This is a genomic window from Xanthobacter albus (assembly GCF_043194895.2).
Lineage (GTDB): Bacteria > Pseudomonadota > Alphaproteobacteria > Rhizobiales > Xanthobacteraceae > Xanthobacter.
Window position 1 is genome coordinate 4247533 of the sequence record NZ_CM195532.1, and the last position, 21562, is coordinate 4269094.

18 protein-coding genes, 3 pseudogenes and 1 riboswitch are annotated in these 21562 nt (G+C 64.9%); of the genes and pseudogenes, 7 read left to right on the forward strand and 14 right to left on the reverse strand.

Annotated features, from left to right (window positions below):
• Positions 1-973: 973 nt before the first annotated feature.
• Positions 974-2337, forward strand: a protein-coding gene (locus V5F75_RS18890; RefSeq protein ID WP_394037967.1) for an IS3 family transposase whose coding sequence is annotated in 2 segments (ribosomal slippage) — positions 974-1322 and positions 1322-2337 — 1365 coding nt in all. Because the reading frame shifts where the segments join, the coding sequence is not laid out codon by codon here.
• On the opposite strand, the gene V5F75_RS18895 is transcribed toward V5F75_RS18890, so the two are convergent.
• Complete coding sequence (locus V5F75_RS18895; RefSeq protein WP_509212114.1) at positions 2294-2644, reverse strand: DUF6766 family protein; 351 nt, start codon at positions 2642-2644, stop codon at positions 2294-2296. The genes V5F75_RS18890 and V5F75_RS18895 overlap by 44 nt on opposite strands.
• A gap of 125 nt (positions 2645-2769) precedes the next feature.
• Here V5F75_RS18895 and V5F75_RS18900 point away from each other — a divergent pair.
• Positions 2770-2973 (forward strand): annotated as a pseudogene (locus tag V5F75_RS18900) (transposase); the annotation flags it as partial.
• Positions 2952-3539, forward strand: a complete 588-nt coding sequence (locus V5F75_RS18905; RefSeq protein WP_509212174.1) for an IS5 family transposase — start codon at positions 2952-2954, stop codon at positions 3537-3539. The pseudogene V5F75_RS18900 and the gene V5F75_RS18905, both read left to right, overlap by 22 nt.
• Here the strand turns inward: V5F75_RS18905 and V5F75_RS18910 are convergent.
• The 7 genes and pseudogenes from V5F75_RS18910 to V5F75_RS18940 all read right to left on the reverse strand — a co-directional run bounded on the left by V5F75_RS18910 (position 3517) and on the right by V5F75_RS18940 (position 6700).
• The gene (locus tag V5F75_RS18910) at positions 3517-3837 is read right to left on the reverse strand and encodes a hypothetical protein (protein ID WP_509212179.1); all 321 of its coding nucleotides are present in this window, start codon (positions 3835-3837) and stop codon (positions 3517-3519) included. The two genes, V5F75_RS18905 and V5F75_RS18910, sit on opposite strands and share 23 nt — an antisense overlap.
• 46 nt (positions 3838-3883) lie before the next feature.
• On the reverse strand, positions 3884-4321 hold the full coding sequence (locus V5F75_RS18915) for an IS5 family transposase (RefSeq protein ID WP_394038153.1): 438 nt from the start codon (positions 4319-4321) through the stop codon (positions 3884-3886).
• Positions 4322-4386: 65 nt separating this feature from the next.
• Entirely contained in the window at positions 4387-5028 is a 642-nt protein-coding gene (locus tag V5F75_RS18920; protein ID WP_509212177.1) for an IS5 family transposase, read from the reverse strand.
• Positions 5001-5168 (reverse strand): annotated as a pseudogene (locus tag V5F75_RS18925) (transposase); the annotation flags it as partial. The pseudogene V5F75_RS18925 and the gene V5F75_RS18920, both read right to left, overlap by 28 nt.
• Positions 5169-5358: 190 nt before the next feature.
• Positions 5359-5504: pseudogene (locus tag V5F75_RS18930) on the reverse strand (RES domain-containing protein); the annotation flags it as partial.
• Positions 5501-6022 carry an antitoxin Xre/MbcA/ParS toxin-binding domain-containing protein gene (locus tag V5F75_RS18935; protein WP_394035071.1) on the reverse strand — a complete coding sequence of 174 codons (522 nt, stop codon included), beginning with the start codon at positions 6020-6022 and terminating at the stop codon, positions 5501-5503. The gene V5F75_RS18935 and the pseudogene V5F75_RS18930, both read right to left, overlap by 4 nt.
• A gap of 300 nt (positions 6023-6322) precedes the next feature.
• Complete coding sequence (locus V5F75_RS18940) at positions 6323-6700, reverse strand: ASCH domain-containing protein (protein WP_394035072.1); 378 nt, start codon at positions 6698-6700, stop codon at positions 6323-6325.
• A 102-nt stretch (positions 6701-6802) separates the two neighbouring features.
• Here V5F75_RS18940 and V5F75_RS18945 point away from each other — a divergent pair, with 102 nt between their 5' ends.
• On the forward strand, positions 6803-7921 hold the full coding sequence (locus V5F75_RS18945; protein ID WP_394035073.1) for a hypothetical protein: 1119 nt from the start codon (positions 6803-6805) through the stop codon (positions 7919-7921).
• Positions 7922-7952: 31 nt separating this feature from the next.
• On the forward strand, positions 7953-8447 hold the full coding sequence (locus tag V5F75_RS18950; RefSeq protein WP_394035074.1) for a GNAT family N-acetyltransferase: 495 nt from the start codon (positions 7953-7955) through the stop codon (positions 8445-8447).
• Here the strand turns inward: V5F75_RS18950 and V5F75_RS18955 are convergent.
• The 6 genes from V5F75_RS18955 to V5F75_RS18980 all read right to left on the reverse strand — a co-directional run bounded on the left by V5F75_RS18955 (position 8416) and on the right by V5F75_RS18980 (position 17706).
• Positions 8416-8949, reverse strand: coding sequence for an ATP-binding protein (locus V5F75_RS18955; RefSeq protein ID WP_394035075.1), 534 nt, complete (start codon positions 8947-8949; stop codon positions 8416-8418). The two genes, V5F75_RS18950 and V5F75_RS18955, sit on opposite strands and share 32 nt — an antisense overlap.
• Positions 8950-9669: 720 nt before the next feature.
• The gene (locus V5F75_RS18960) at positions 9670-13404 is read right to left on the reverse strand and encodes a vitamin B12-dependent ribonucleotide reductase (protein WP_394035076.1); all 3735 of its coding nucleotides are present in this window, start codon (positions 13402-13404) and stop codon (positions 9670-9672) included.
• A gap of 571 nt (positions 13405-13975) precedes the next feature.
• Positions 13976-14770 (reverse strand): GntR family transcriptional regulator, encoded by a 795-nt coding sequence (locus V5F75_RS18965; RefSeq protein ID WP_394035077.1) that lies wholly within the window; start codon positions 14768-14770, stop codon positions 13976-13978.
• A 79-nt stretch (positions 14771-14849) separates the two neighbouring features.
• The gene (pssA, locus tag V5F75_RS18970) at positions 14850-15704 is read right to left on the reverse strand and encodes a CDP-diacylglycerol--serine O-phosphatidyltransferase (RefSeq protein ID WP_394035078.1); all 855 of its coding nucleotides are present in this window, start codon (positions 15702-15704) and stop codon (positions 14850-14852) included.
• Complete coding sequence (locus tag V5F75_RS18975) at positions 15704-16420, reverse strand: phosphatidylserine decarboxylase (protein ID WP_394035079.1); 717 nt, start codon at positions 16418-16420, stop codon at positions 15704-15706. The genes pssA and V5F75_RS18975 overlap by 1 nt, the downstream gene beginning before the upstream one ends.
• Before the next feature lie 176 nt (positions 16421-16596).
• Positions 16597-17706 (reverse strand): anhydro-N-acetylmuramic acid kinase, encoded by a 1110-nt coding sequence (locus V5F75_RS18980; RefSeq protein ID WP_394035080.1) that lies wholly within the window; start codon positions 17704-17706, stop codon positions 16597-16599.
• A 133-nt stretch (positions 17707-17839) separates the two neighbouring features.
• Between V5F75_RS18980 and tyrS the strand changes: the two genes are divergently transcribed.
• Together tyrS and V5F75_RS18990 are read left to right on the forward strand one after the other, a co-directional pair.
• Entirely contained in the window at positions 17840-19084 is a 1245-nt protein-coding gene (gene tyrS / locus V5F75_RS18985; RefSeq protein WP_394035081.1) for a tyrosine--tRNA ligase, read from the forward strand.
• A 122-nt stretch (positions 19085-19206) separates the two neighbouring features.
• Positions 19207-19409: riboswitch (cobalamin riboswitch) on the forward strand.
• Positions 19410-19532: 123 nt separating this feature from the next.
• Positions 19533-21554 carry a TonB-dependent receptor plug domain-containing protein gene (locus V5F75_RS18990; RefSeq protein ID WP_394035082.1) on the forward strand — a complete coding sequence of 674 codons (2022 nt, stop codon included), beginning with the start codon at positions 19533-19535 and terminating at the stop codon, positions 21552-21554.
• Positions 21555-21562 lie beyond the last annotated feature (8 nt).

Consider the following 21562-nt stretch of genomic DNA (forward strand, 5'->3'; position numbering starts at 1 on the left):
AAAAAATAATTTGCCCGAGATGGAAAATCATACAATTTATTTAGAGCTCGGAAATATATCAATGGACGATAAATTTCTATGGAGCACAGATAGCGCACATGCAGAGTGCAAATACGCCTATAATTCAATAAAACGAGGCATATATTATCCAATAAAAAACGCTCACGCATGGATATCAGTAAATGATACAATAATCGACTTAACTCTTTTGGGTGCATTTAATTTGGTAAACCAAGGTAACGATATCGATTTGCCGGTTATAACTACATCCCGACACGAGCCCACTATCGCCTTTGGATCAACTTTCAGATATCTGACCTTATGCAGAATTGATGAAAATGATGGCGGATTGCGTGCAGTATTGGCATCAATTGCAGCACCCTCCATTCGTTCCGTCGAACAAAAATAAAAGAGTTTTTATCTCTCGTGGTCAATATTAATACACCTCGAGCAGATTCAACATTATAGAAATTTTTGAAATAAAAAATCCACCGCAACCATTTTATATGTATGGATTTGAAATGGACGCAAATGAGAAACCTCCTCAATCCTGCGCGCTTTAGCGGATGCGGTTCATACATGCTGTACTCCAATCAATAGGCTGGTTAATTCTGATTGGATCTGGGGAACACCGCAAGGATCCTGCCGCAGAAATAGTGCTTACTCGGCTCATGGATGGGGGATGCCCGCTGTGGCAAGCGCCCGTCGGCAGGCCTCGGCAGCATATTGGGCGGATTCAAATGGTCGTCGCAACACCCGAACGAAGGAGGTTGCGGTGGGTATCAAACGGCGCAAATCGGATCGGTCGGGACGTCCACCTTTGCCTTCTCCCGGGCGGCCTCCGTCGGCCACGCGAACTGAGCTGCAGTGGTTCTGGTCCGGCATTGCTGTCCCCCGTCAGCACTAATGGCACAGATTTGAGGTTGTGATTTAAGGAGGATCTGGGCTTCGTCGCAGTGACGAAGGAACGAAGATGAAGCCCAGATCCTCCGATGCAAAATCGGCGACGAAAGCCCCTGCAGAGCGGGTGGTGAAGGACATCCGGCGCCAGACCCGGCGCCACTTCTCGGCTGAGGACAAGATCCGCATCGTGCTCGAAGGCCTGCGTGGCGATGACAGCATTGCCGAGCTGTGCCGCAAGGAGGGCATCGCCCAGAGCCTGTATTACACCTGGTCGAAGGAGTTCATGGAAGCGGGCAAGCGCCGCCTGGCGGGGGACACCGCCCGTGCCGCGACCACCGGTGAGGTCCAGGACCTGCGCCGCGAAGCCCGCGCCCTGAAGGAATGCGTGGCCGACCTGACCCTCGAGAACCGTCTGCTCAAAAAAAGCATGATCGCGGATGGGGGCGACGACGAATGAGGTATCCTGCATCCGAGAAGCTCGAGATCATCAGGATCGTCGAGCAGTCACGCCTGTCGGCCAAGCGCACGCTGGACCAGCTCGGTATCCCCCGCCGAACGTTCTACCGCTGGTATGATCGCTACCTCGAGGGCGGGCCGGAAGCGCTGGAAGATCGGCCTTCGGCGCCGAGCCGGGTGTGGAACCGCATCCCGGCCAGGATCCACGACCAGATCATCGAGCTGGCGCTGGAACAGTCCGAGCTGAGCCCCCGGGAGCTGGCCGTGCGCTTCACCGACGAGCAGCGGTACTTCGTGTCGGAAGCCACGGTTTACCGGCTGCTCAAGGCCCACGACCTAACCACCAGCCCGGCCTATGTCGTGATCAAGGCGGCCGACCAGTTCCACACCCAGACCACCCGCCCGAACGAGATGTGGCAGACCGACTTCACCTACTTCAAGATCATTGGGTGGGGCTGGATGTATCTGTCGACCGTGCTCGACGACTTCTCGCGCTACATCATCGCCTGGAAGCTGTGCACGAACATGCGAGCCGAGGATGTGACCGACACGCTGGACCTCGCCCTCAAGTCCTCAGGCTGCGACACCGCCACGGTGCTACACAAGCCCAGGCTGCTCAGCGACAACGGACCCAGCTACATCGCTGGCGAACTGGCGGAATATATCGAGGCCAACAATATGAGCCACGTGCGCGGCGCCACGTGCCATCCGCAGACCCAGGGCAAGATCGAGCGCTGGCATCAGACCCTGAAAAACCGCATCCTGCTGGAGAACTACTTCCTGCCCGGCGACCTCGAGGCCCAGATCGAGGCCTTCGTCGAGCACTACAATCACCAGCGTTATCACGAGAGCCTGGCCAACGTGACGCCCGCCGACGCCTACTTCGGCAGGGCTCCGGCCATCATCCAACAGCGGATGAGGATCAAGCGACAGACTATCGAACATCGGCGCTTGCAGCACCGTATGCTCGCCGCCTAACATCAAACCCCAGACGAGGCCCGCACTCCGCTAATCTACGCCGCGATCTGCGCCAAATGTTCTGACGACGGACAGTCAGCACGACATAGGCCGCCATCTGCAGGAACTCGCTTTCCCAGTTCTCGAACAGCGCGGATAGGAATTCACCGCTGCTCACATAGCCCAGCAAATCCAGTCCGGATTGCCCCTGATCCGCGAACTGCTTATTATAGGTGGCTTGGCCGGCGAAAAGCATGCCGGCGACGCAAACGGCGAACATCAGACTCAGCACCAGCGTCAGGCCGTTGTCGCGCAGGAAGGTTCGCATGGGTTTGATCTCCCGCTAGGCGGTGTGGACGGATTTGGCGGGGTCGAAGCGGGGGGATTCCCTTCCGGCTGTTTCGGTGATTCATAGAGGGTCGGCTTTTGGCGAGGTCGACCATGCTGACGCGGATGACGGACGAGGATTGGGCGGTGGCGCTGGATGTGTTCCACGCCTGCCGCTCGCGGCGGGGCGACAAGGGGCGAGACGACCGCAAGTTCCTCGAAGCCATGCACTATTTCACCGTGCACAACATCTCCTGGCGGGCGCTGCCGGCGGAGTTCGGGTCCTGGAACAGCGTCTGGAAACGGTTCTGGCGGCTGCGCCAGGCCGGCGTGTTCGAGCTGTTCTTCGAAACGCTGGCTTCGCTCAGCCGCACCGCGCATCTGGTTCAGATGTTCGATTCCACCGTGGTGCGTGCCCACGTCTCCGCCGCCGGGGCAAAAGGGGGCAGCAAGGCCACGCCCTCGGGCGCTCACGCGGCGGCTTCTCCACTAAGATCCACCTCAAGAGTGACTTCGAGGGCCACCCGATCGCCTTCCACCTGACCGGCGGCGAGGCCGGCGACAGCCCGCTGTTCAAGCTGCTGCTGGATCTTGGTCCCGATGTGAAGCCCCGCGCGGCGCTCGCCGACAAGGGCTATGACGCCAAGGCCAACCGGGCGCTGGCCCGAGCGCGCGGCATCGCGCCCGCCATCCCGTTCAAATCCAACGCGAAGGATCGTCCCGCCTTCTTCCCGAAGGCGCTCTACAAGGGCCGGGCCCGCATCGAGCAGTGCTTCGGAAAGCTCAAGCGTTTCAAGCGCGTCGCCCTGCGCTGCGAGAAGACAGAGCGCGGCTTCGCCGCAATCGTCGCGCTCGCCTTCTCATTCATCCTCATCAAATCCGTCCACACCGCCTAGGCGTTGTGGACAAAGGGTATCCAGAGCTTGATTGAAGCGAGGGCGACGAAGCCGAGGTAGGATTCCTTGGTTTTGTCGTAGCGGCGGGCAACGCGCCGCCAGTTTTTGAGCTTGCTGAACAGGCGCTCGACGAGATGACGCCAGCGGTATTTCGCGCGATCGAGCGGGATCGGGATGCGCCGATTGCTCTCTTGGTGGGGATGACCGCCTCGACACCGGCTGCCGCAAGCTCAGCCCGTATGGCATCGGTGTCGTAGCCCTTATCCGCGAGCAGTGCTTCGATGCGGTCGCCGAGCATCCGAAACAGCGGGCCGAAGCCTTTCACATCATGTCTCTGCCCGGCGTCAGGACGAAGCCGAGCGGCCGGCCGTGTCCCTCGCAGCGGGCGTGAAGCTTGGTGGTGAAGCCGCCGCGCGACCGGCCAAGCCCCTGGGCCTCTTGATCCCCTTTTTAAGCCCGACGGCGCAATGATGCGCTCGAACCACCGTGCTGTCGATCATGTCGGCGCTGGTGTTGCGCTCCACCATCTGGGCCAGCGTCTCCAGCAGGGCGTCGAAGACCCCGGTCTCGACCCAGCACCGGTCGCGCCGGAAGACACTGTTCCACTTGCCATAATCGTCCGGCAGCAGACGCCACTGCGCCCCTGACCGCGCCATCCACATCATGCCCTCGAAATAGCGCCGGTTGTCATCCGCCGGACGGCATCCGCGACCATGTTCGGGTGGCAGCAACGGCCCGATCAGCGCCCACTCTTCGTCCGATACCCCGATCCGCTCGCCCAACGCCGCCTCCAAAAGACAGCCTTGAATCAACCAACGCGCCTCACGTCAAGCTTTGTCCACGACGCCTAGGCGGTGTGGACGGATTTGATGAGGATGAATGAGAAGGCGAGCGCGACGATTGCGGCGAAGCCGCGCTCTGTCTTCTCGCAGCGCAGGGCGACGCGCTTGAAACGCTTGAGCTTTCCGAAGCACTGCTCGATGCGGGCCCGGCCCTTGTAGAGCGCCTTCGGGAAGAAGGCGGGACGATCCTTCGCGTTGGATTTGAACGGGATGGCGGGCGCGATGCCGCGCGCTCGGGCCAGCGCCCGGTTGGCCTTGGCGTCATAGCCCTTGTCGGCGAGCGCCGCGCGGGGCTTCACATCGGGACCAAGATCCAGCAGCAGCTTGAACAGCGGGCTGTCGCCGGCCTCGCCGCCGGTCAGGTGGAAGGCGATCGGGTGGCCCTCGAAGTCACTCTTGAGGTGGATCTTAGTGGAGAAGCCGCCGCGTGAGCGCCCGAGGGCGTGGCCTTGCTGCCCCCTTTTGCCCCGGCGGCGGAGACGTGGGCACGCACCACGGTGGAATCGAACATCTGAACCAGATGCGCGGTGCGGCTGAGCGAAGCCAGCGTTTCGAAGAACAGCTCGAACACGCCGGCCTGGCGCAGCCGCCAGAACCGTTTCCAGACGCTGTTCCAGGACCCGAACTCCGCCGGCAGCGCCCGCCAGGAGATGTTGTGCACGGTGAAATAGTGCATGGCTTCGAGGAACTTGCGGTCGTCTCGCCCCTTGTCGCCCCGCCGCGAGCGGCAGGCGTGGAACACATCCAGCGCCACCGCCCAATCCTCGTCCGTCATCCGCGTCAGCATGGTCGACCTCGCCAAAAGCCGACCCTCTATGAATCACCGAAACAGCCGGAAGGGAATCCCCCCGCTTCGACCCCGCCAAATCCGTCCACACCGCCTAAGTCATGCTTTTCGGCATTTGGAGTCCGAACTCCCATACCAGCAGCGCCCGATCTGGGGCGTGTGGAGTCAGATTTCGGGTCTGCACGACAAAGAGTCGATCGCTCGTCCACCCAGCAAGGTCCATGACCGCTTCCAGGTCGGAGGCCGTCGCGACTGTGTCGAACACCGAGATCGGGGGAAGCGGGACGGAATGACCCGGTAGGACGGCTCCGGAGTGTCCGAGAATCTGTAGGTCACGACCAGGCGATGTCCTCATCCCGATAGGGTTCGAAGTTCTCGTCCACCTGATTGGGTTCCATGTAGGGGCCGTCGGAGGCGGCATCCAGGAAGCGCCGGATCGTCAGAAGAGCGTCCTGCGTTCCGCTCGCCATCACCTCGAGAGGGGTTCTGCCGCCGAAGACCAATGCCTGATGGGGGCCGCGAAGCCACGCGATGCCCTGGACTTCGGTTTCATGGAGAATGCGCAGGGCCGACCAGATGCCCAGGACCGCGGAAATGCGCACCAAGGTGTCGAAGCCGAGCGTGAGGTCCCGGTGCTGCTGCACCGCCTTGACCCAATTGTAATAGGTCGAACGCGATGGGCTGCCGAGAATGCGCAGGCGTTGTTCCTCGGTGAGGTCCCAGAGGTTGGCGAGCGCAACGAACGTGCGCAGGCCGGGTCCACTCACCTGGCGACGCTTGGCGGGCGTGAAAATCTCATCCCCAACGATCTGCGGTCCGGATGGAACGGGCCTTCGGGCCTCAACCTTGGGCATCTCGGCCTCCATGTCCGACTTCAGACATAGTCCAAATCGGAATCATGGCAATGAGGCCCGGTTCCAATGACAGAGTAAATCTCCTCGTCCCGAGAGCTCGCTCGTCATGAGAAAGGGGCCGACGCTTTCGCGACGGCCCCTCTCTCATTCGTTCGTCGGCAGCCCCGATCTATGGCTGGCATCGAGCCGAACTATGGCCCGGATTTGCCAAACTTTGGGTGCCACGACAACGACAAATTGTCGCGTCTGGGCCGATTTCACCCTCGTGAATCCGGCAATCAGAATCGTAGGATGGTATCGTCAATCTCCGAGTCTCACCCAAATCACTGCGCCGGGACGGTGCACGTACAATCTGGGCGTCGCGAACCGTTGGGGTTCCCGAAGCACCCAAGCGAAGACTGACGAATAGGGCAGACGTTCCGCCTGCCAATCGATCTGGATCTGATGCCGATCGACGGTCCTTGACAGAATCTCGCGATCGACTGGGCCAACGACATCCACGAGGTCGACCGCGCCAATGACCTTGCCGCTGCCCGATGCGATCAGTCCGATGCGGCCTCGAATGGTCGTGCGGTTGCCTCGAAGCTCCCACGTTTTCCCGCCGTCGAGAATGAGGGAGATCCAGGGCTCGCGGACAATGAGTCCTCGCGAGATGGACTGCCCCGATACTGATTCCATGTTACACGCGGCCCCTAAATGGATCTTCACCGATACAAGGCGTTTGTGGCATATATTCCGCTCAGCGCGACGACGTGAGTTCGGGGCAAGATGGCAAACAGCATGGCGCTCTGGTACGAGCGCTGGAGAACGACCGCCTCCGACGGATCCGCGGCCGAGGTGGAGGTCCACCTGAACCTCTGGCGCCACATCGGCAAGCGCAGCCTGGAATCGAACTTCCTGGACGTCGGCCTGCTCCTATCCAACACCTACGAGATCGGAAGGATTCATCTCTTCCTGCCGACGCAAGTAACGAAGGACTCAGTAAGGGACCTCAGCAAGCAATTGTGCGACGACACCTTGCTGAGCGCCGTATTCAATGACGTTATCAAGGTTGGGAACGTCTACGAGCATGGCGGATACGCCACGACGCGGCGGGCAACACACTATCTCACCTTCCATTCAGCAACCCCAGGCCAAGACTTCGTGCTGACGGATGTGCGCGAGAGGGGCGATAACCTGGGGACATCGCTTGAGTTCAGCAGCGAATTCTGCCGGAAATTGCACGAGCCCGGGGAGCATTACGTGAGGCTCCGCTTCGATTTGGACGAGAGCGGGGCCAAGGACTTCAGCATCAAGCGGGAGGGATGGGGCGACTTCATTACCTCCTCCGTCCTCAGCGAGGAATTCACGGAGCTGCGTTTCAACGAGGTGCGAAACCTTCCGTTCAAGATCGCGCAGCGGATGGGAGGGGGCGACGCCCATGCCTTCAATGTCACGTCCGCACATTGCTTCCTAATCCGCGATACGAGCTTCGAGCTCGTCGCATCGCATGCCTCGATGCACAAGATGCGTCGCATGGAGGAAAACCTTTGGAGCGGGTATCTGCCTCCGTCGCTTCCCCAAAGCGACCTGAGGAAGATGATCGTCTACCATTGGCGTAGCACAAGCGGTGCTGGAAGCTCGGGAATCGAAAGCTTCGTGGCTTTGGCGCGATTCCGCCGACTACGTGAGCCGATCATCTGGTACGTAGCCGGGATCGTCCTCCTGGGCGGCCTCGGAAGTGGCTTCGAGGGATTTTTGGCGAACTGTTTCGCCAATCAAGGCTCCTGGATGAACGGCGATGCATGGGCCTTCCTCGTCCTCGCGTGTATTCTTGTCGTCCTTCTGTCCATCCCGTGGGGCTTCCGGCGGTGCCACCGACTGATCGGCATCGCGCGCCAAGAGCGCCGGCGGGAATGACATTTTCATTCCCTTGGTGTAGTCTTTCGGCATGGAAATGATGGTGCCCGGATCGAATCTTATAGCCCCCGTCGCGACGGGGACGAATTCGTTCGTCTCAATGGCGACTGTTCACGAGCGTATCGTCCATCTGTCCGCTTATTATCCCGCGTTCGATAATTGGTTCTGGGGCTTGGTCGTTCCAGGCACATTTAACGGGACGCGCCTTGTTCACACGGTTATCCGCGACGGGCGGATCGTGGGCGTACTCATTGCCAAGCTTGAAGCATGCGAGCGAAAGATTTGCACCGTGTGGGTTGATGACGCCTACAAGGGAACGGGAATGGGAGTGCGGCTCATTCGTCATGGCTGCGATTGGCTCGGGACATCGCGTCCCCTCGCGACCGTCCCCGAGGAACGGATGCCCGAATTCGCGGCGGTTTTGTCGAGGCTTGGCTTCGAGCTCACCGAGTGTCTCGATTCTTTCTATCGAACCGGCAAGAAAGAGTTGGTCTTTAACGGGCACCTGACGGGGCCGCGCCACTGAACTCATCCATGATGCTCAGCAAGGATGGGACATCACCGCTTTCGATGATTGTGAATGGAACGCGGGTGAACTCTGCCCATGCGCGGGATTCTCGTTTTTCGAAGTCTTGAAGGGAAACAATACCCTCTTCCGTGTCGTTCTTTCCTTTACCTCTTCGGCGCACGACGAGCTCCGAGGGCAAGGCCTCGATCATGAGGATGGCAGTGATAGGCAACTCGGATCCGAGCTCCCGCCACGTTGCAAGCGGTCCATCGACCGTCTCGATCATTGCGTGTCCATCGAAAATCAGCTTGCCAGAGTGCAGGAGATAGTAGCGAAGGAGTTCGTCCCTCAGCACGATTTGGTTTTCGTGCATCTCTTCCGGGGACAAGTTGCGCACGGGCTGGCCAACCTCCTGAAGAAGAGCACTGGCGCGAACATAACCGAAGTCCGGCCTGAGCTGTCGCGCTCGTTGAATTGTGTAGGTCTTTCCTACCCCAGAAATGCCGGTGACGAAGAACAAATCCTACCATCCATCGCGTGTCGAACGCCGGTAGACGTCCTTCTCGTCAACATACCCCCATGCCTGAAAATTTGATATCGGGATGGCACTCCCTGCTCCATTCGGCTCGAACTTGTTCGGCTCCGGCCAACTGCTTGAGGTGAACGTGCCGCTGGGTTCCCTCGACGTTCCCCAACGAGGCAATACCGCAGCGTCAGAGCCAGCCACTTTCTAAGCTAAACAAGCAACCCTTCGCCGAGAGATTATCAAGAAAGAAAATAAGGGCTGACGACGCATAGAAACGTCTTCAGCCCTCGATTTTCTAAACCTGCGCCAACCTTTGGCTCTCAACGAGGCGCACTATGGGTGGATTCTGACCATCCTTTGGTGACGTCTACATCTCCTCGTCCCGAGAGCTCGCTCGTCATGAAACAGGGGCCGATGCTTTCGCAACGGCCCCTTTCTCATTCGTTCGTCGGCAGCGCCAATCTATGGCTGGCATCGAGCCGAACTATGGCCCGGATTTGCCAAACTTTGGGTGCCACCACACTTTGGGTTCCACGACACCACGGTCTCGGTCGTGTCGCCGCAGATCGCACACTTCTTTCAAACGCCGCTCCGTACCAGCCTAACCCCCCGGAATTTGGGGGTGAGCGAACTTTGAATGACGTTCGAGCGAACTTTCGCGTCGTAGAGCGAGATTGAATGACGCGTCAGGCTCACAACAGGAGCAGCGTCCCCTCAGCTGCACCCTGTCGTTGCGCCGCAGGTGTCGCACTTCAGGCAGGTGCCGTTGCGGACCAGCGTGAAGTTCATGCACTCCGGGCAGGCCTCGCCCTCGTAGCCCTTGGCGCGGGCTTCGGCGCGAGCCTCGGCCTTGCGGGCCGAGGTGCTCCAGGAGAGAGTCGTCTCCAGCCCGGCCTCGGCCGCGGCCGGTTCCTCGTGGACCTCGACCTCGGGCGCCTTCAGCTCCGAAGCCTCGGGCTTCAGGGCGGTGGCGCCCTCGGTGCGGGCGCGCAGCACGGTCACGTTGTCGCCCGCGGCCCGCGGCTCGGGGCCGGGCGCGGGCTGGGCGGTGGCGAGCAGGTTCACCGTCTTGCCGCGCACCAGGCCCTTGGAGACGATGCGCGCCGCCGGATTGGTGGGCGCCTTGCCCTCGTCCGCGCCCTTGCCCAGAGCGTCGAAGCCGGTGTCGTGGGGGTCCACGTGGCCGAGGTCGTTGCGGGCGAGGTAGGACACCGCCAGCTCGCGGAACACGTAGTCCAGGATCGAGGTGGCGTACTTGATGGTGTCGTTGCCCTGCACCGGGCCCGCGGGCTCGAAGCGGGTGAAGGTGAAGGCGTCCACGTATTCATCCAGCGGCACGCCGTATTGCAGGCCGAGGGAGATGGCGATGGCGAAGTTGTTCAGGAGCGAGCGGAGCGCCGCGCCCTCCTTGTGCATGTCGATGAAGATCTCGCCGAGGCGGCCATCGTCGTATTCGCCCGTGCGCAGATAGACCTTGTGGCCGCCCACCAGCGCCTTCTGCGTATAGCCCTTGCGGCGATCGGGCATCTTCTCGCGTTCGCGCACGCGATGCTCGACGATGCGCTCCACCACCCGCTCGACGATCTTCTCGGTGACGGCGGCGGCCCGCGCCGCGGCCGGCTGGGCCATCAGCGCGTCCACCGCGTCCTCTTCGTCCTCGTCGTCCGCCACCAGCTGGGCGTTGAGGGGCTGGGAGAGCTTGGAGCCGTCGCGGTAGAGCGCGTTGGCCTTCAGCGCGAGCCGCCAGGAGAGCAGGTAGGCGGCCTTGCAATCCTCCACGCTCGCCTCATTGGGCATGTTGATGGTCTTGGAGATGGCGCCGGAGATGAAGGGCTGGGCCGCCGCCATCATCCGGATGTGGCTTTCCACCGAAAGGTAGCGCTTGCCGAGCCGGCCGCATGGGGAGGCGCAATCGAACACGGCCAGGTGCTGGGCCTTCAGGTGCGGCGCGCCCTCGAGGGTCATGGCGCCGCACACATGGATGTTCGCCGCCTCGATGTCGGCCTTCGAGAAGCCGAGGAAGGCGAGCAGGTCGAACTTGGGATCGGCGAGCTGGGCCGCCGGCACCTTCAGGGCGTCCTTCAGGAATTCCTCCCCGAAGGTCCAGCGGTTGAAGGCGAACTTGATGTCGAAGGCGGTCTTCACCGCCGCTTCCGCCTTCGCGATGGCGGCGTCGGTGAAGCCCTTGGCGCGCAGGGTCGAGTGGTTGATGGCCGGCGCCTGGGCGAGCGAGCCGTGGCCCACCGCATAGGCCTCGATCTCGGCGATCTCCGCCTCGCCGTAGCCGAGCGCGCGCAGGGCATCGGGCACCGCGCGGTTGATGATCTTGAAGTAGCCGCCGCCGGCCAGCTTCTTGAACTTCACGAGCGCGAAGTCGGGCTCGATGCCGGTGGTGTCGCAGTCCATCACCAGGCCGATGGTGCCGGTGGGGGCGATGACCGAGACCTGGGCGTTGCGGAAGCCGTGGCGCTCGCCCAGCTCCAGGGCCTTGTCCCAGGCCGCGGCGGCATGCACCACCAGCCGCGCGTCCGGGCAGGCGGCGCGGTCGAGGGGAACGGGGGCCACGGAAAGGTTCTCATAGCCCTCCGCCTCGCCATAGGCGGCGCGGCGGTGGTTGCGGATCACCCGCAGCATGGCGCCCTCGTTGGCGCTGTAGGCGGGGAACGGCCCCAGCTCGCGCGCCATCTCGGCGGAGGTGGCGTAGCACACGCCGGTCATGATGGCGGTGAGCGCGCCGCAGATGGCGCGGCCCTCGGCGGAATCATAGGGAATGCCGCCCGACATGAGCAGGCCGCCGATGTTCGCGTAGCCAAGGCCGAGGGTGCGGTATTCGTAGGAGAGCTCGGCGATGCGGCGCGAGGGGAACTGCGCCATCAGCACCGAGATTTCAAGCACGATGGTCCACAGCCGCACCGCATGCTCGTAGCTCGCCACGTCGAACTGCTTCGCGGCGTCGCGGAACTGCAGCAGGTTCAGCGAGGCGAGGTTGCAGGCCGTGTCGTCCAGGAACATGTATTCCGAGCACGGATTGGAGGCGCGGATGTCGCCGCCCGCCGGGCAGGTGTGCCAGTCGTTGATGGTGGTGTGGAACTGGATGCCGGGGTCGGCGCAGTGCCACGCGGCGCCGCCGATCTTCTCCCACAGCTCGCGCGCCTTGATGGTCTTGGCCACCTTGCCGTCGGTGCGGCGGATGAGGTTCCAGTCGGCGTCCTCCTCCACCGCGCGCAGGAAGGCATCGGTCACGCGCACGGAATTGTTGGAATTCTGGCCGGCGACCGTGAGATAGGCCTCGCCGTCCCAGTCCGTGTCGTAGATGGCGATGTCGATGTCCTTGTAGCCCTGGCGGGCATACTGGATCACCCGGCGGATGGCGGCATCGGCGACCGCCGCCTTGCGGGCGGCCTTGATCTCGCGCTTGAGCGCCGGGTTCTGCTCCGGGTCGAAGCAGCTGTCACCCTGGCCCTCGCAGTTCACGCACGCCTTCAGGATGGCCTTGAGGTGCCTGGCGTTGAGCTTGGAGCCGGTGACGAGCGCCGCCACCTTCTGCTCCTCGATCACCTTCCAGTCCACATAGGCCTCGATGTCCGGATGGTCGGCGTCCACCACCACCATCTTGGCGGCGCGGCGCGTGGTGCCGCCGGACTTGATGGCGCCCGCCGCGCGGTCGCCGATCTTCAGGAAGCTCATGAGGCCGGAGGAGCGGCCGCCGCCGGACAGGCGCTCGCCCTCCCCGCGCAGCGAGGAGAAATTGGTGCCGGTGCCGGAGCCGTACTTGAACAGGCGCGCCTCGCGCACCCACAGGTCCATGATGCCGCCCTCGTTCACGAGGTCGTCGCCCACGGACTGGATGAAGCAGGCGTGGGGCTGCGGGTGCTCGTAGGCGGAGGTGGAGGCCTGCGCCTCGCCCGTCACATGGTCCACGTAGAAGTGGCCCTGGCCCGGCCCGTCGATGCCGTAGGCCCAGTTCAGGCCGGTGTTGAACCACTGGGGCGAGTTGGGTGCCGCCATCTGCATGGCGAGCATGTAGCGCAGCTCGTCGAAGAAGGCCTGGGCATCCGCCTCGGTATCGAAGTAGCGGCCCTTCCAGCCCCAATAGGCCCAGGTGCCGGCCAGGCGGTCGAACACCTGCTTGGCCGAGGTCTCGCCCACGAGCCGCTCCTTCTCGGGCAGCGCCGCGAGGGCGGCCTCGTCGGGGGCGGAGCGCCACAGGAAGGCGGGAACGGTGTTCTCCTCCACCTTCCGCAGGCGGGCGGGCACGCCGGCCTTGCGGAAATACTTCTGGGCGAGGATGTCGCTCGCCACCTGGGAGAATTGCGCGGGAACCTCGATTCCCTCCTGGCGGAACACCACGGAGCCGTCGGGGTTGCGGATCTCGCTCACGGTCTCGCGGAACGGGATGTCCGCGTAAGGGGAACGACCCTCCTGCGTGTAGCGACGTTCAACGCGCATGACCGGTGCTCCTTCCGATCGGCCCAGCCGGGGCCGCATATCATAGCAGCTAAATGTAGCAGGCGTGACTCGCCCTCGGGCCCGGCGCGCGCACGCCGGGACGGACCTTCGCCTGCATGTCTGAGAAACACGCCGAACCCACCCGCCGGTCCCATGACCGAAAGGAACGCCCGCCGCTGAGGAGACGGACGCTAGGCCGAGTCTGGCGCCCGCGTCAAACGCCCTTTGACCGCCATTTGGGTGTTTCGCCGCCTCATCTCTACTAAATATAGTAGCTGGCCATTCGTTAATAAAGCCCTAAGACGCCAGCGCTGGAGCGGGTTTCGTCCCTGTCGGGGGGTGCCGCGACACACCCCGCCCGCCTTCGAGCGTCGTCACCGTCATCCACAGGTCACACGGGACAGGCGGCGCAGGCGCGCCTGGGGCCCCCGCTGGCGGGCCACAACATATGGTAGGCGGGGATACCGCACGCAGCACCGGCACGGCACGCGACGCACGGACGCGGCGCGTGAAGACGGCGCCACGCCCCCCGGCGCGGCCGCGGAAACCGACGGTCAGGAAAGGTGGTGGATCAGACCAAAGCGGCGCCGGCCGGCGTCTCGTGGGCGGGATGCTCCATCGCCGCCGCCAGCGCCGGTTCCGGGAAGACGGAACCGCCGAGCACCACGTCGAGGCCGTGCGCCGCGAGCACGGGCGTCGTCAGAACATGAGCGCGCATGGCCTCGCCCGCCTCGGCGCGCTCCCCACGCAGGATGGCGGTGAGAACCCGGTCGTGCTCCGCATAGGACTGGGCGAGGCGCTCCAGGCCGCGATATTTGTCCTTCAGGAAAGGGCGGAGCTTGGCTCGGGTGCTCGCGGCCAGCTCGGCCAGGTAGTCGTTGTGGCTGCCTTTGTTGACGGCGGCATGGAAGCGCTCGTCCAGGCAGTCGTAAAGCGCCTCGTCGCCGGCGTGGATGGCGGCGGCGAGCTCCGCATGCAGGCGCTCCAGGGCGGCGCGTTCCGGCGCCGTCATGTGCGCAGCGGCCTGGGCCGCGCACATGCACTCAAGCTCGCCCATCACCTCGAACATGCCCCTCAGCCGGTCCATGGAAGGGCGGGCCACCAGGGCGCTGCGGTGGGGGCGTGCCTCCACGAGGCCGGAAGCCGCGAGATCACGGATGGCCTCGCGCACGGGCGTGCGGGAGACCCCGTAGCGCTTGGCGATCTCCACCTCCTCCAGCGGCGTGCCGGGCGCGAGGCGGCCGCTGGTGATCTCTTCCGCGATCTGCAGCCGCAATTCCTCCGTGCGCGTCACGGCGCGCACGGGAGATGAGCGGCGGCGGGCGCGGCCGGAGGCGGCGGCATTTTCGGAATCGGCGTTCCACATGGCACGCAGAAGCTAATGCAACTGCAGGCCGCCCCGGAATCCGGGATAGTGCGTATCCCGTGCAGCGTATGACGCAGCGTCAGGGCTGCTCCGGAAGCGGGCCGCCCGCGCTCTCCGGGTTTCGGGCGGCCTCCTCGGCCTTGTGCGCGGCCATCAGCCGCCGGTAGCGCAGGGTGGAAACCGGCAGCAGCGCCAGATACAGCAGCGAGCAGGCCGAGAGCACGATCCACGGATAGCTCGCCAGCAGCGCGAAGTAGAGCGCCACCAGCACGAACAGCGGCAGCACCATGTCGCGCCGGATGCGCCGGCCGATGGTCTTGCCCGACCACGCCGGCACCTTGGAGATCATGAGGAAGCCGATGGCGAGGCAGTAGATGAGCGCGATCGGCGCGGAAACCCCGCCATGCGGCACGCCGATGAGCTCCAGATAGACCGGCAGCAGCACCGTGATGGCGCCCGCCGGCGCCGGGATGCCGGTGAAGAAGTCCGCCGCGAAGGCGGGCTTGTCTGGGTCGTCCAGCATCACGTTGAAGCGGGCGAGGCGCAGCGCCGCGCAGATAGCGTAGATGAGCGCGGCGATCCAGCCGAAGGAGCCGGCCTCGTTCAGGCCCCAGAAATAGAGGATCAGCGCCGGCACGCAGCCGAAGTTCACGAAATCGGCGAGGCTGTCGAGCTCGGCCCCGAAGCGCGAGGTGCCCTTCAGCGCGCGGGCGAGGCGGCCGTCGATGCCGTCCAGCAGCGCCGCGAACACGATGGCGGCGAGCGCAAGCTCAATGCGCGATTCGATGGCGAGCCGCACCGCCGTGAGGCCGGAGCACAAGGCGAGCAGAGTCACCAGATTGGGAATGAGCACCCGCACCGGAATCTTGCCGATGCGCCCGAAGCGCGGGCGCAGCCGGCCTTCCGGATCGAACGGGGGAAAGGGCGCGTCCATCAGCTCACCCGATAGGCGGTCTCGCGCGGCATGGGCGCCGCGAGATCGCAGATGACGGTTTCGCCGGCGGTGGCGAGCTGACCTTCCGCCACCTGCACCCTGGTGCCGCGCGGCAGGTAGATGTCCACCCGCGAGCCGAAGCGGATGAGGCCGAAGCGCTCGCCGGCGCCGATCTCCTCCCCCTCGCGCACGAAGCACACGATGCGCCGCGCCACGAGCCCCGCGATCTGCACCACGCCCACCTGGATGCTGTCGCCGAGCCCGGTGGCGGCATCGATGACGAGCCCGTTGCGCTCGTTGTCCTCGCTCGCCTTGTCGAGGTCGGCGTTGAGGAAGATGCCGGGCTTGTAGGCCACGCGGGCCACCCGGCCCGAGATTGGCGCCCGGTTCACGTGCACGTTGAACACGTTCATGAAGATGGAGACCCGCAGCAGCGGCTCGTCGGAAAGGTCCAGCTCGCGCGGGGGCTTGGCGAGGCCGACGAAGGACACCTGGCCATCCGCGGGCGCGACGATGAGCCCCTCACGCACTGGCGTGACGCGCGGCGGATCACGGAAGAACAAAGCGGTCCAGATGGCGAGCCCCACCCCGATCATGCCGAGGAAGGTGTTCAGCGACAAAAGCAGCAGGGCGATCACCACCGCGATGGCGATGAACGGGTAGCCTTCGCGGTGAATGGGCACCAGCGACTTGCGAATGGTGGCGACGAGGGACAAGGGGGCCTCCGAAGGACACCGCGCCGGGTGCTGGCACGCGAGCGCAGAGGTAGAGAGCGCGAGGCTCCGCGTCAAATGATGATGGCGCGCCCCTCGTCGGCCCCGAAGAGGGCCGCAGCATGGCGGCGCCGGCTTTTCACGAAGCGTTGCCGGATCACGATTCGCGGCGGCCCCGCTCAGGGGCGGAACAGCACCCCGCCGGTCATGGGCCACGGCGCGCCGGTGGTGGTGGGAAAGGTGAGCGCCAGCCCCAGCGCCGCCCGCGCCGCCAGGAAGCCGAAGGCGTGGGCCTCCAGCGCATCGGCCGACCAGCCCACCGCCTCGGCGGCCGCGACCTCCACCCCGAGCCGCGCCGCCAGCATGGCGAGCAGCGTGGGGTTGCGCGCGCCGCCGCCGGCCACGATCCAGCGCCGGGGCGGCGCCGGCAGCAGCGGCACCACCGCCGCGATGCTGGCCGCCGTCAGCGCCGTGAGGGTCGCGGCGCCGTCCTCCAGGCTCAGGGCGGCGAGCCCCATGCGGGCCGCCGCATGCTCCCGGAAGGCGTTGCGGTCCAGAGATTTGGGCGGCGCCTCGCGGAAGAAGGGATGGTCCAGCACGGCGACCACCGCCGCCTCGTCCACCCGCCCGCGCGCGGCGGCGGCGCCATCGGCGTCGAAGGGGCGGCCGGTACGGGACATCATGAAATCATCCAGGAGGGCGTTGCCGGGCCCGGTGTCGCAGGCGATGGGCGGCGCCGCGCCGTCGATCACCGTGACGTTCGCCACCCCGCCCACGTTCAGCACCGCGAGCGGGCGCGGCCCGCCGACGCCGGCGGCGAGGGCCGCATGGAACACGGGCACCAGCGGCGCCCCCTGGCCGCCCGCCGCCACGTCGGCGGCGCGGAAATCCGCCACCACCGGCACGCCGAGGGACGCCGCGAGCCGCGCCCCCTCCCCGATCTGCACGGTCAGCCGCGCATCCGGCCGGTGGAGCACCGTCTGGCCGTGGAAGCCCACGAGGTCGATATCGCCGGCCGAAAGGCGCAGCGGCACCAGCAGCGCGCGCACCGCCGCGGCATGGAGATCGGTGATGCGCCGCTCGGCCCGCGCCAGCGCGCCCGGCCGGTCGGTGCGGGCGTTGACGCCCCGTGCGTCGGCCATGGCCTGTTCCAGCAGGGCGCGGGTCTCGGGGTCGTAGGGCACGGTCAGCGACGGCCCGAGCCAGGAGACGCTCTCTCCGTCGGTGTCGATGAGGGCGGCGTCGATGCCGTCCATGGAAGTACCGCTCATCAGCCCGACGACGCGCATGCCCTGCTTCCTCTCCCGCTTCCGCGCCGGGGGCGTACCACGGGGGTGCCCTCCCCCATGCAATCCGGCGCCGGACCTGATACACCACGCTTCCTTTCCGCGCGCGTAACGCGCCTCCAACCGACTGATCGCGATGACCACCTTCCGTTCCGATTTCCTGCGCACGCTCGACGAGCGCGGCTACATCCACCAGTGCTCGGACCTCGAGCGCCTCGATGCCAAGGCCGCGGAAGGGCCCATCACCGCCTATATCGGCTTCGACGCCACCGCTTCCAGCCTGCATGCGGGGCACCTGCTCTCCATCATGATGCTGCGCACCCTGCAGCGCACGGGGCACAACCCCATCGCCCTCATGGGCGGGGGCACCACCAAGATCGGCGACCCCTCCGGCAAGGACGAGGCGCGCAGGATGCTCACCGATGAGCAGATCAACGCGAACATCGCCTCGATCCGCAAGGTGTTCGCCCGCTTCCTCGATTTCGAGGCGGGCGCCAGAATGGCCAACAACGCGGACTGGCTGGACGAGCTGAAGTACATCCCCCTGCTGCGGGAGGTGGGGCCGCACTTCACCATCAACCGCATGCTCACGTTCGATTCGGTGAAGCTGCGCCTGGAGCGCGAGCAGCCGCTCACCTTCCTCGAATTCAACTACATGATCCTGCAGGCCTATGACTTCGTGGAGCTGTCCAAGCGCCACGGCTGCATCCTGCAGATGGGCGGCTCCGACCAGTGGGGCAACATCGTCAACGGCATGGAGCTGGGCCGGCGCATGCGCGGAGCGGAGCTGTTCGCGCTCACCACGCCGCTGCTCACCACCTCCTCCGGCGCCAAGATGGGCAAGACCGCCGGCGGCGCCGTGTGGCTCGATGCCGAGCTGCTCTCGCCTTACGAATACTGGCAGTACTGGCGCAATGCCGGCGACGCGGACGTGGAGCGCTTCCTGAAGCTGTTCACCGAGCTGCCGCTGGACGAGATCGCCCGCCTCGCCGCCCTGAAGGACCAGGAGATCAACCTCGCCAAGGAGGTGCTGGCCACCGAGGCGACCGCCCTGCTGCATGGCCGCATCGCCGCCGAGCAGGCGCGGGAGACGGCGCGCGCCACCTTCGAGGAGGGCGCGCTGGCGGTGAACCTGCCCACGGTGGAGGTGCCCGCCGCCCAGCTCGAAGCCGGCCTGGGCGTGGCCAACGCGTTCGTGACGGCGGGGCTCGTCGCCTCCACGAGCGAGGCGCGCCGGCAGATCAAGGGCGGCGGGTTGAAGGTGAACGACGCGGCCGTGAACGACGAGAAGGCGACCCTCACCCCGGCGGCGCTCACCGCAGAAGGCGTCATCAAGCTCTCCCTCGGCAAGAAGAAGCACGTGCTGCTGAAGCCGGTGTGAGGAGGCTGCCGCCGGCCTCCGCCAGGGCCGGCGGTGATGCCGCGCTGCAACAGTTCCGCCGCATAAGGGATTGCGGCGGAAGCCGCGCGGAAGCGGGGCATTGACGTGCCGACAACCCCTCGCCTAGGTTGCCTCCTGACGGTATTCCTCCCAGAGGAATGAAAAGGGAATGCGGTGCGGGCGCAAGGCGCTCCATTCCGCAGCTGCCCCCGCAACTGTAAGCGGCGAGCCCTTCGCCAAACGCCACTGGGCACTCGGGGCCTGGGAAGGCGGCGAAGGGCGGCGACCCGCGAGCCAGGAGACCTGCCGTCGATCCGTGGTCACACGCGGGCTCATCGGGCGGGGTGTTCCGGTGGCGGGCTGGTTCGCGGCGCGCGGCTTCAGGGCTGCGCGGTGCTCGGGCCCTCGTTCGCGGTGACGTGCCACTGGCGTCCCGCCCGAGGTCCGAATGTCCGTCGTCCCGCCTTCAGCCATCGCCTTTTCCGGCGGCCTGCGCCGCATCGCCCCGCTCTCCTTCTCCGCGAGCCTCGTCGCCCTCCTGGCCGCGACGCCGGCGCTCGCCCAGTCGGCGGGCGGCGTCCAGGCCGACGGCGGCCAGATCGACCTGCCGGACGTGGTGGTGAGCGCCACCACCATTCCCACGCCCGCGAACGAGGTGGCGAGCTCGGTCACCGTCATCACCCGCCAGGAGCTGGACGAGACCCAGCGCCGCGACGTGCCGGACGCGCTTCAATCGGTGCCCGGCCTCAATGTGGTGCAGACCGGCGGTCCCGGCGGCACCACCTCGGTCTTCATGCGTGGCACGAATTCCAACCAGACCAAGATCCTGCTCGACGGCATCGATCTCGGCGACCCCTCCAGCGCCAATGGGGCATTCGACCTCGGCACCTTGTATACCAACGACTTCGCCCGCATGGAGGTGCTGCGCGGCCCGCAGAGCGGCCTCTACGGCTCGGACGCCATCGGCGGCGTCATCTCCATGACCACCGAGCGCGGCTCGGGCCCGGCCAAGGCCGCCGGATACCTGGAGGCGGGCGCCCTCGGCACCTTCAACCAGGTCGGGAGCCTCACCGGCGGCTACAACAACAATATCGGCTACGCCTTCAATGTCGGCCACTTCGCCTCAACCGCGATCCCGGTGACGCCGCAGAACATCCTGCTCCCCGGCGAGGTGGCGAACAACAACAACTCCGACAACTGGACCTATTCCGGCCGCCTCGACGCCGACATCAACGACGCCTTTTCGGTGAACCTCGTCGCCCGCTACATCCAGACCCAGCTTGCCTACACCTCGGACCTCTACAACTCCTCGACCTACACCGGCTATCCCGCGCCGCTGCAGGACACGGGCTACGGCAAGTTCTTCATCGGCAAGGCGGAAGGGCAGTGGAAGGCGCTCGACGACAAGCTGGTGAGCACCTTCGGCGTCTCCGCCACCGACTACACCCGCGACAATGCCAGCCCCTACCCGAACAACGTGAGCGCCTATGACGGCGACCGCCAGACCTATTACCTGCGCTCCAACTACACCTTCATGCCCGGCCAGAGCATCCTCCTGGGCGTGGAGCGCTACAACGAGAGCATGACCAGCGAGAGCACGTGGTCGAGCATGGACGCCAGCACCGGCGACACCGCCGGCTACGCCCAGCTCCAGTCCACGCTGCTCGAGCGCCTCTTCCTCGCCGCCAACGTGCGCTACGACAGCAACGACGATTTCGGCGACCACACCACCTGGCGCCTCGCCCCCGCGCTGCGGTTCCCCGAGACCGGCACCAAGCTGAAGGTCACCTACGGCACCGGCTTCAAGGCGCCCACCCTTTACCAGCTCTATGCCCCCTCCGGCGGCAACCCCAACCTTCAGCCGGAAGAAAGCACCGGCTGGGATGCCGGCTTCGAGCAGGCCCTGTGGCAGGATCGCGTCAGCTTCGGCGCCACCTATTTCAGCAACGACATCACGAACCTGATCAATTCAGTCCAGGTTTCGACCTATGTCTGGAGCAACTCCAACATCGCCAGCGTCACCACGGACGGCTGGGAAGCCTTCGTCGCCGTGAAGGTCACCGACAATCTCTCCGTGCGCGCGGACTACACTTATACCGACGCCGTCGGCCACCCCGAGGACGGGGTTTCGCCCGGCTCCTGCGCCCCCACCGGCATCGATACCTGCACGCCCCTGCGCCGCCCGAAGAACAAGGTGTCGCTGGCGGTCAACTGGCAGCCGGTGGAGCCGCTCACCCTCTCCGCCACCCTGGTGTATCTCTCCGACTGGTGGGACATCGACCGCACCACCTATGCCTTCGTGGAGCAGCCCGGCTACACCATCTTCAACGTGGCGGCGAACTACACCGTCAACCAGAACGTCAAGATCTTCGGGCGCATCGACAACCTGTTCGATGAGACCTACGAAAACCCCAACGGCTATCTGGCCCCCGGCATGTCCGCCTATGCCGGCCTGAAGCTCACCTACTGAGGACTCCG

Excerpts from the sequence above, each read along its gene's own strand:
- V5F75_RS18965 (WP_394035077.1), bottom strand. The coding sequence starts at position 14,770 with ATGTGGAACGCCGATTCCGAAAATGCCGCCGCCTCCGGCCGCGCCCGC.
- V5F75_RS18935 (WP_394035071.1), bottom strand. The coding sequence starts at position 6,022 with ATGCCCAAGGTTGAGGCCCGAAGGCCCGTTCCATCCGGACCGCAGATC.
- V5F75_RS18980 (WP_394035080.1), bottom strand. The coding sequence starts at position 17,706 with ATGCGCGTCGTCGGGCTGATGAGCGGTACTTCCATGGACGGCATCGAC.
- V5F75_RS18940 (WP_394035072.1), bottom strand. The coding sequence starts at position 6,700 with ATGGAATCAGTATCGGGGCAGTCCATCTCGCGAGGACTCATTGTCCGC.
- tyrS (WP_394035081.1), top strand. The coding sequence starts at position 17,840 with ATGACCACCTTCCGTTCCGATTTCCTGCGCACGCTCGACGAGCGCGGC.
- pssA (WP_394035078.1), bottom strand. The coding sequence starts at position 15,704 with ATGGACGCGCCCTTTCCCCCGTTCGATCCGGAAGGCCGGCTGCGCCCG.
- V5F75_RS18895 (WP_509212114.1), bottom strand. The coding sequence starts at position 2,644 with ATGCGAACCTTCCTGCGCGACAACGGCCTGACGCTGGTGCTGAGTCTG.
- V5F75_RS18945 (WP_394035073.1), top strand. The coding sequence starts at position 6,803 with ATGGCGCTCTGGTACGAGCGCTGGAGAACGACCGCCTCCGACGGATCC.
- V5F75_RS18910 (WP_509212179.1), bottom strand. The coding sequence starts at position 3,837 with ATGCTCGGCGACCGCATCGAAGCACTGCTCGCGGATAAGGGCTACGAC.
- V5F75_RS18990 (WP_394035082.1), top strand. The coding sequence starts at position 19,533 with ATGTCCGTCGTCCCGCCTTCAGCCATCGCCTTTTCCGGCGGCCTGCGC.
- V5F75_RS18950 (WP_394035074.1), top strand. The coding sequence starts at position 7,953 with ATGGAAATGATGGTGCCCGGATCGAATCTTATAGCCCCCGTCGCGACG.
- V5F75_RS18960 (WP_394035076.1), bottom strand. The coding sequence starts at position 13,404 with ATGCGCGTTGAACGTCGCTACACGCAGGAGGGTCGTTCCCCTTACGCG.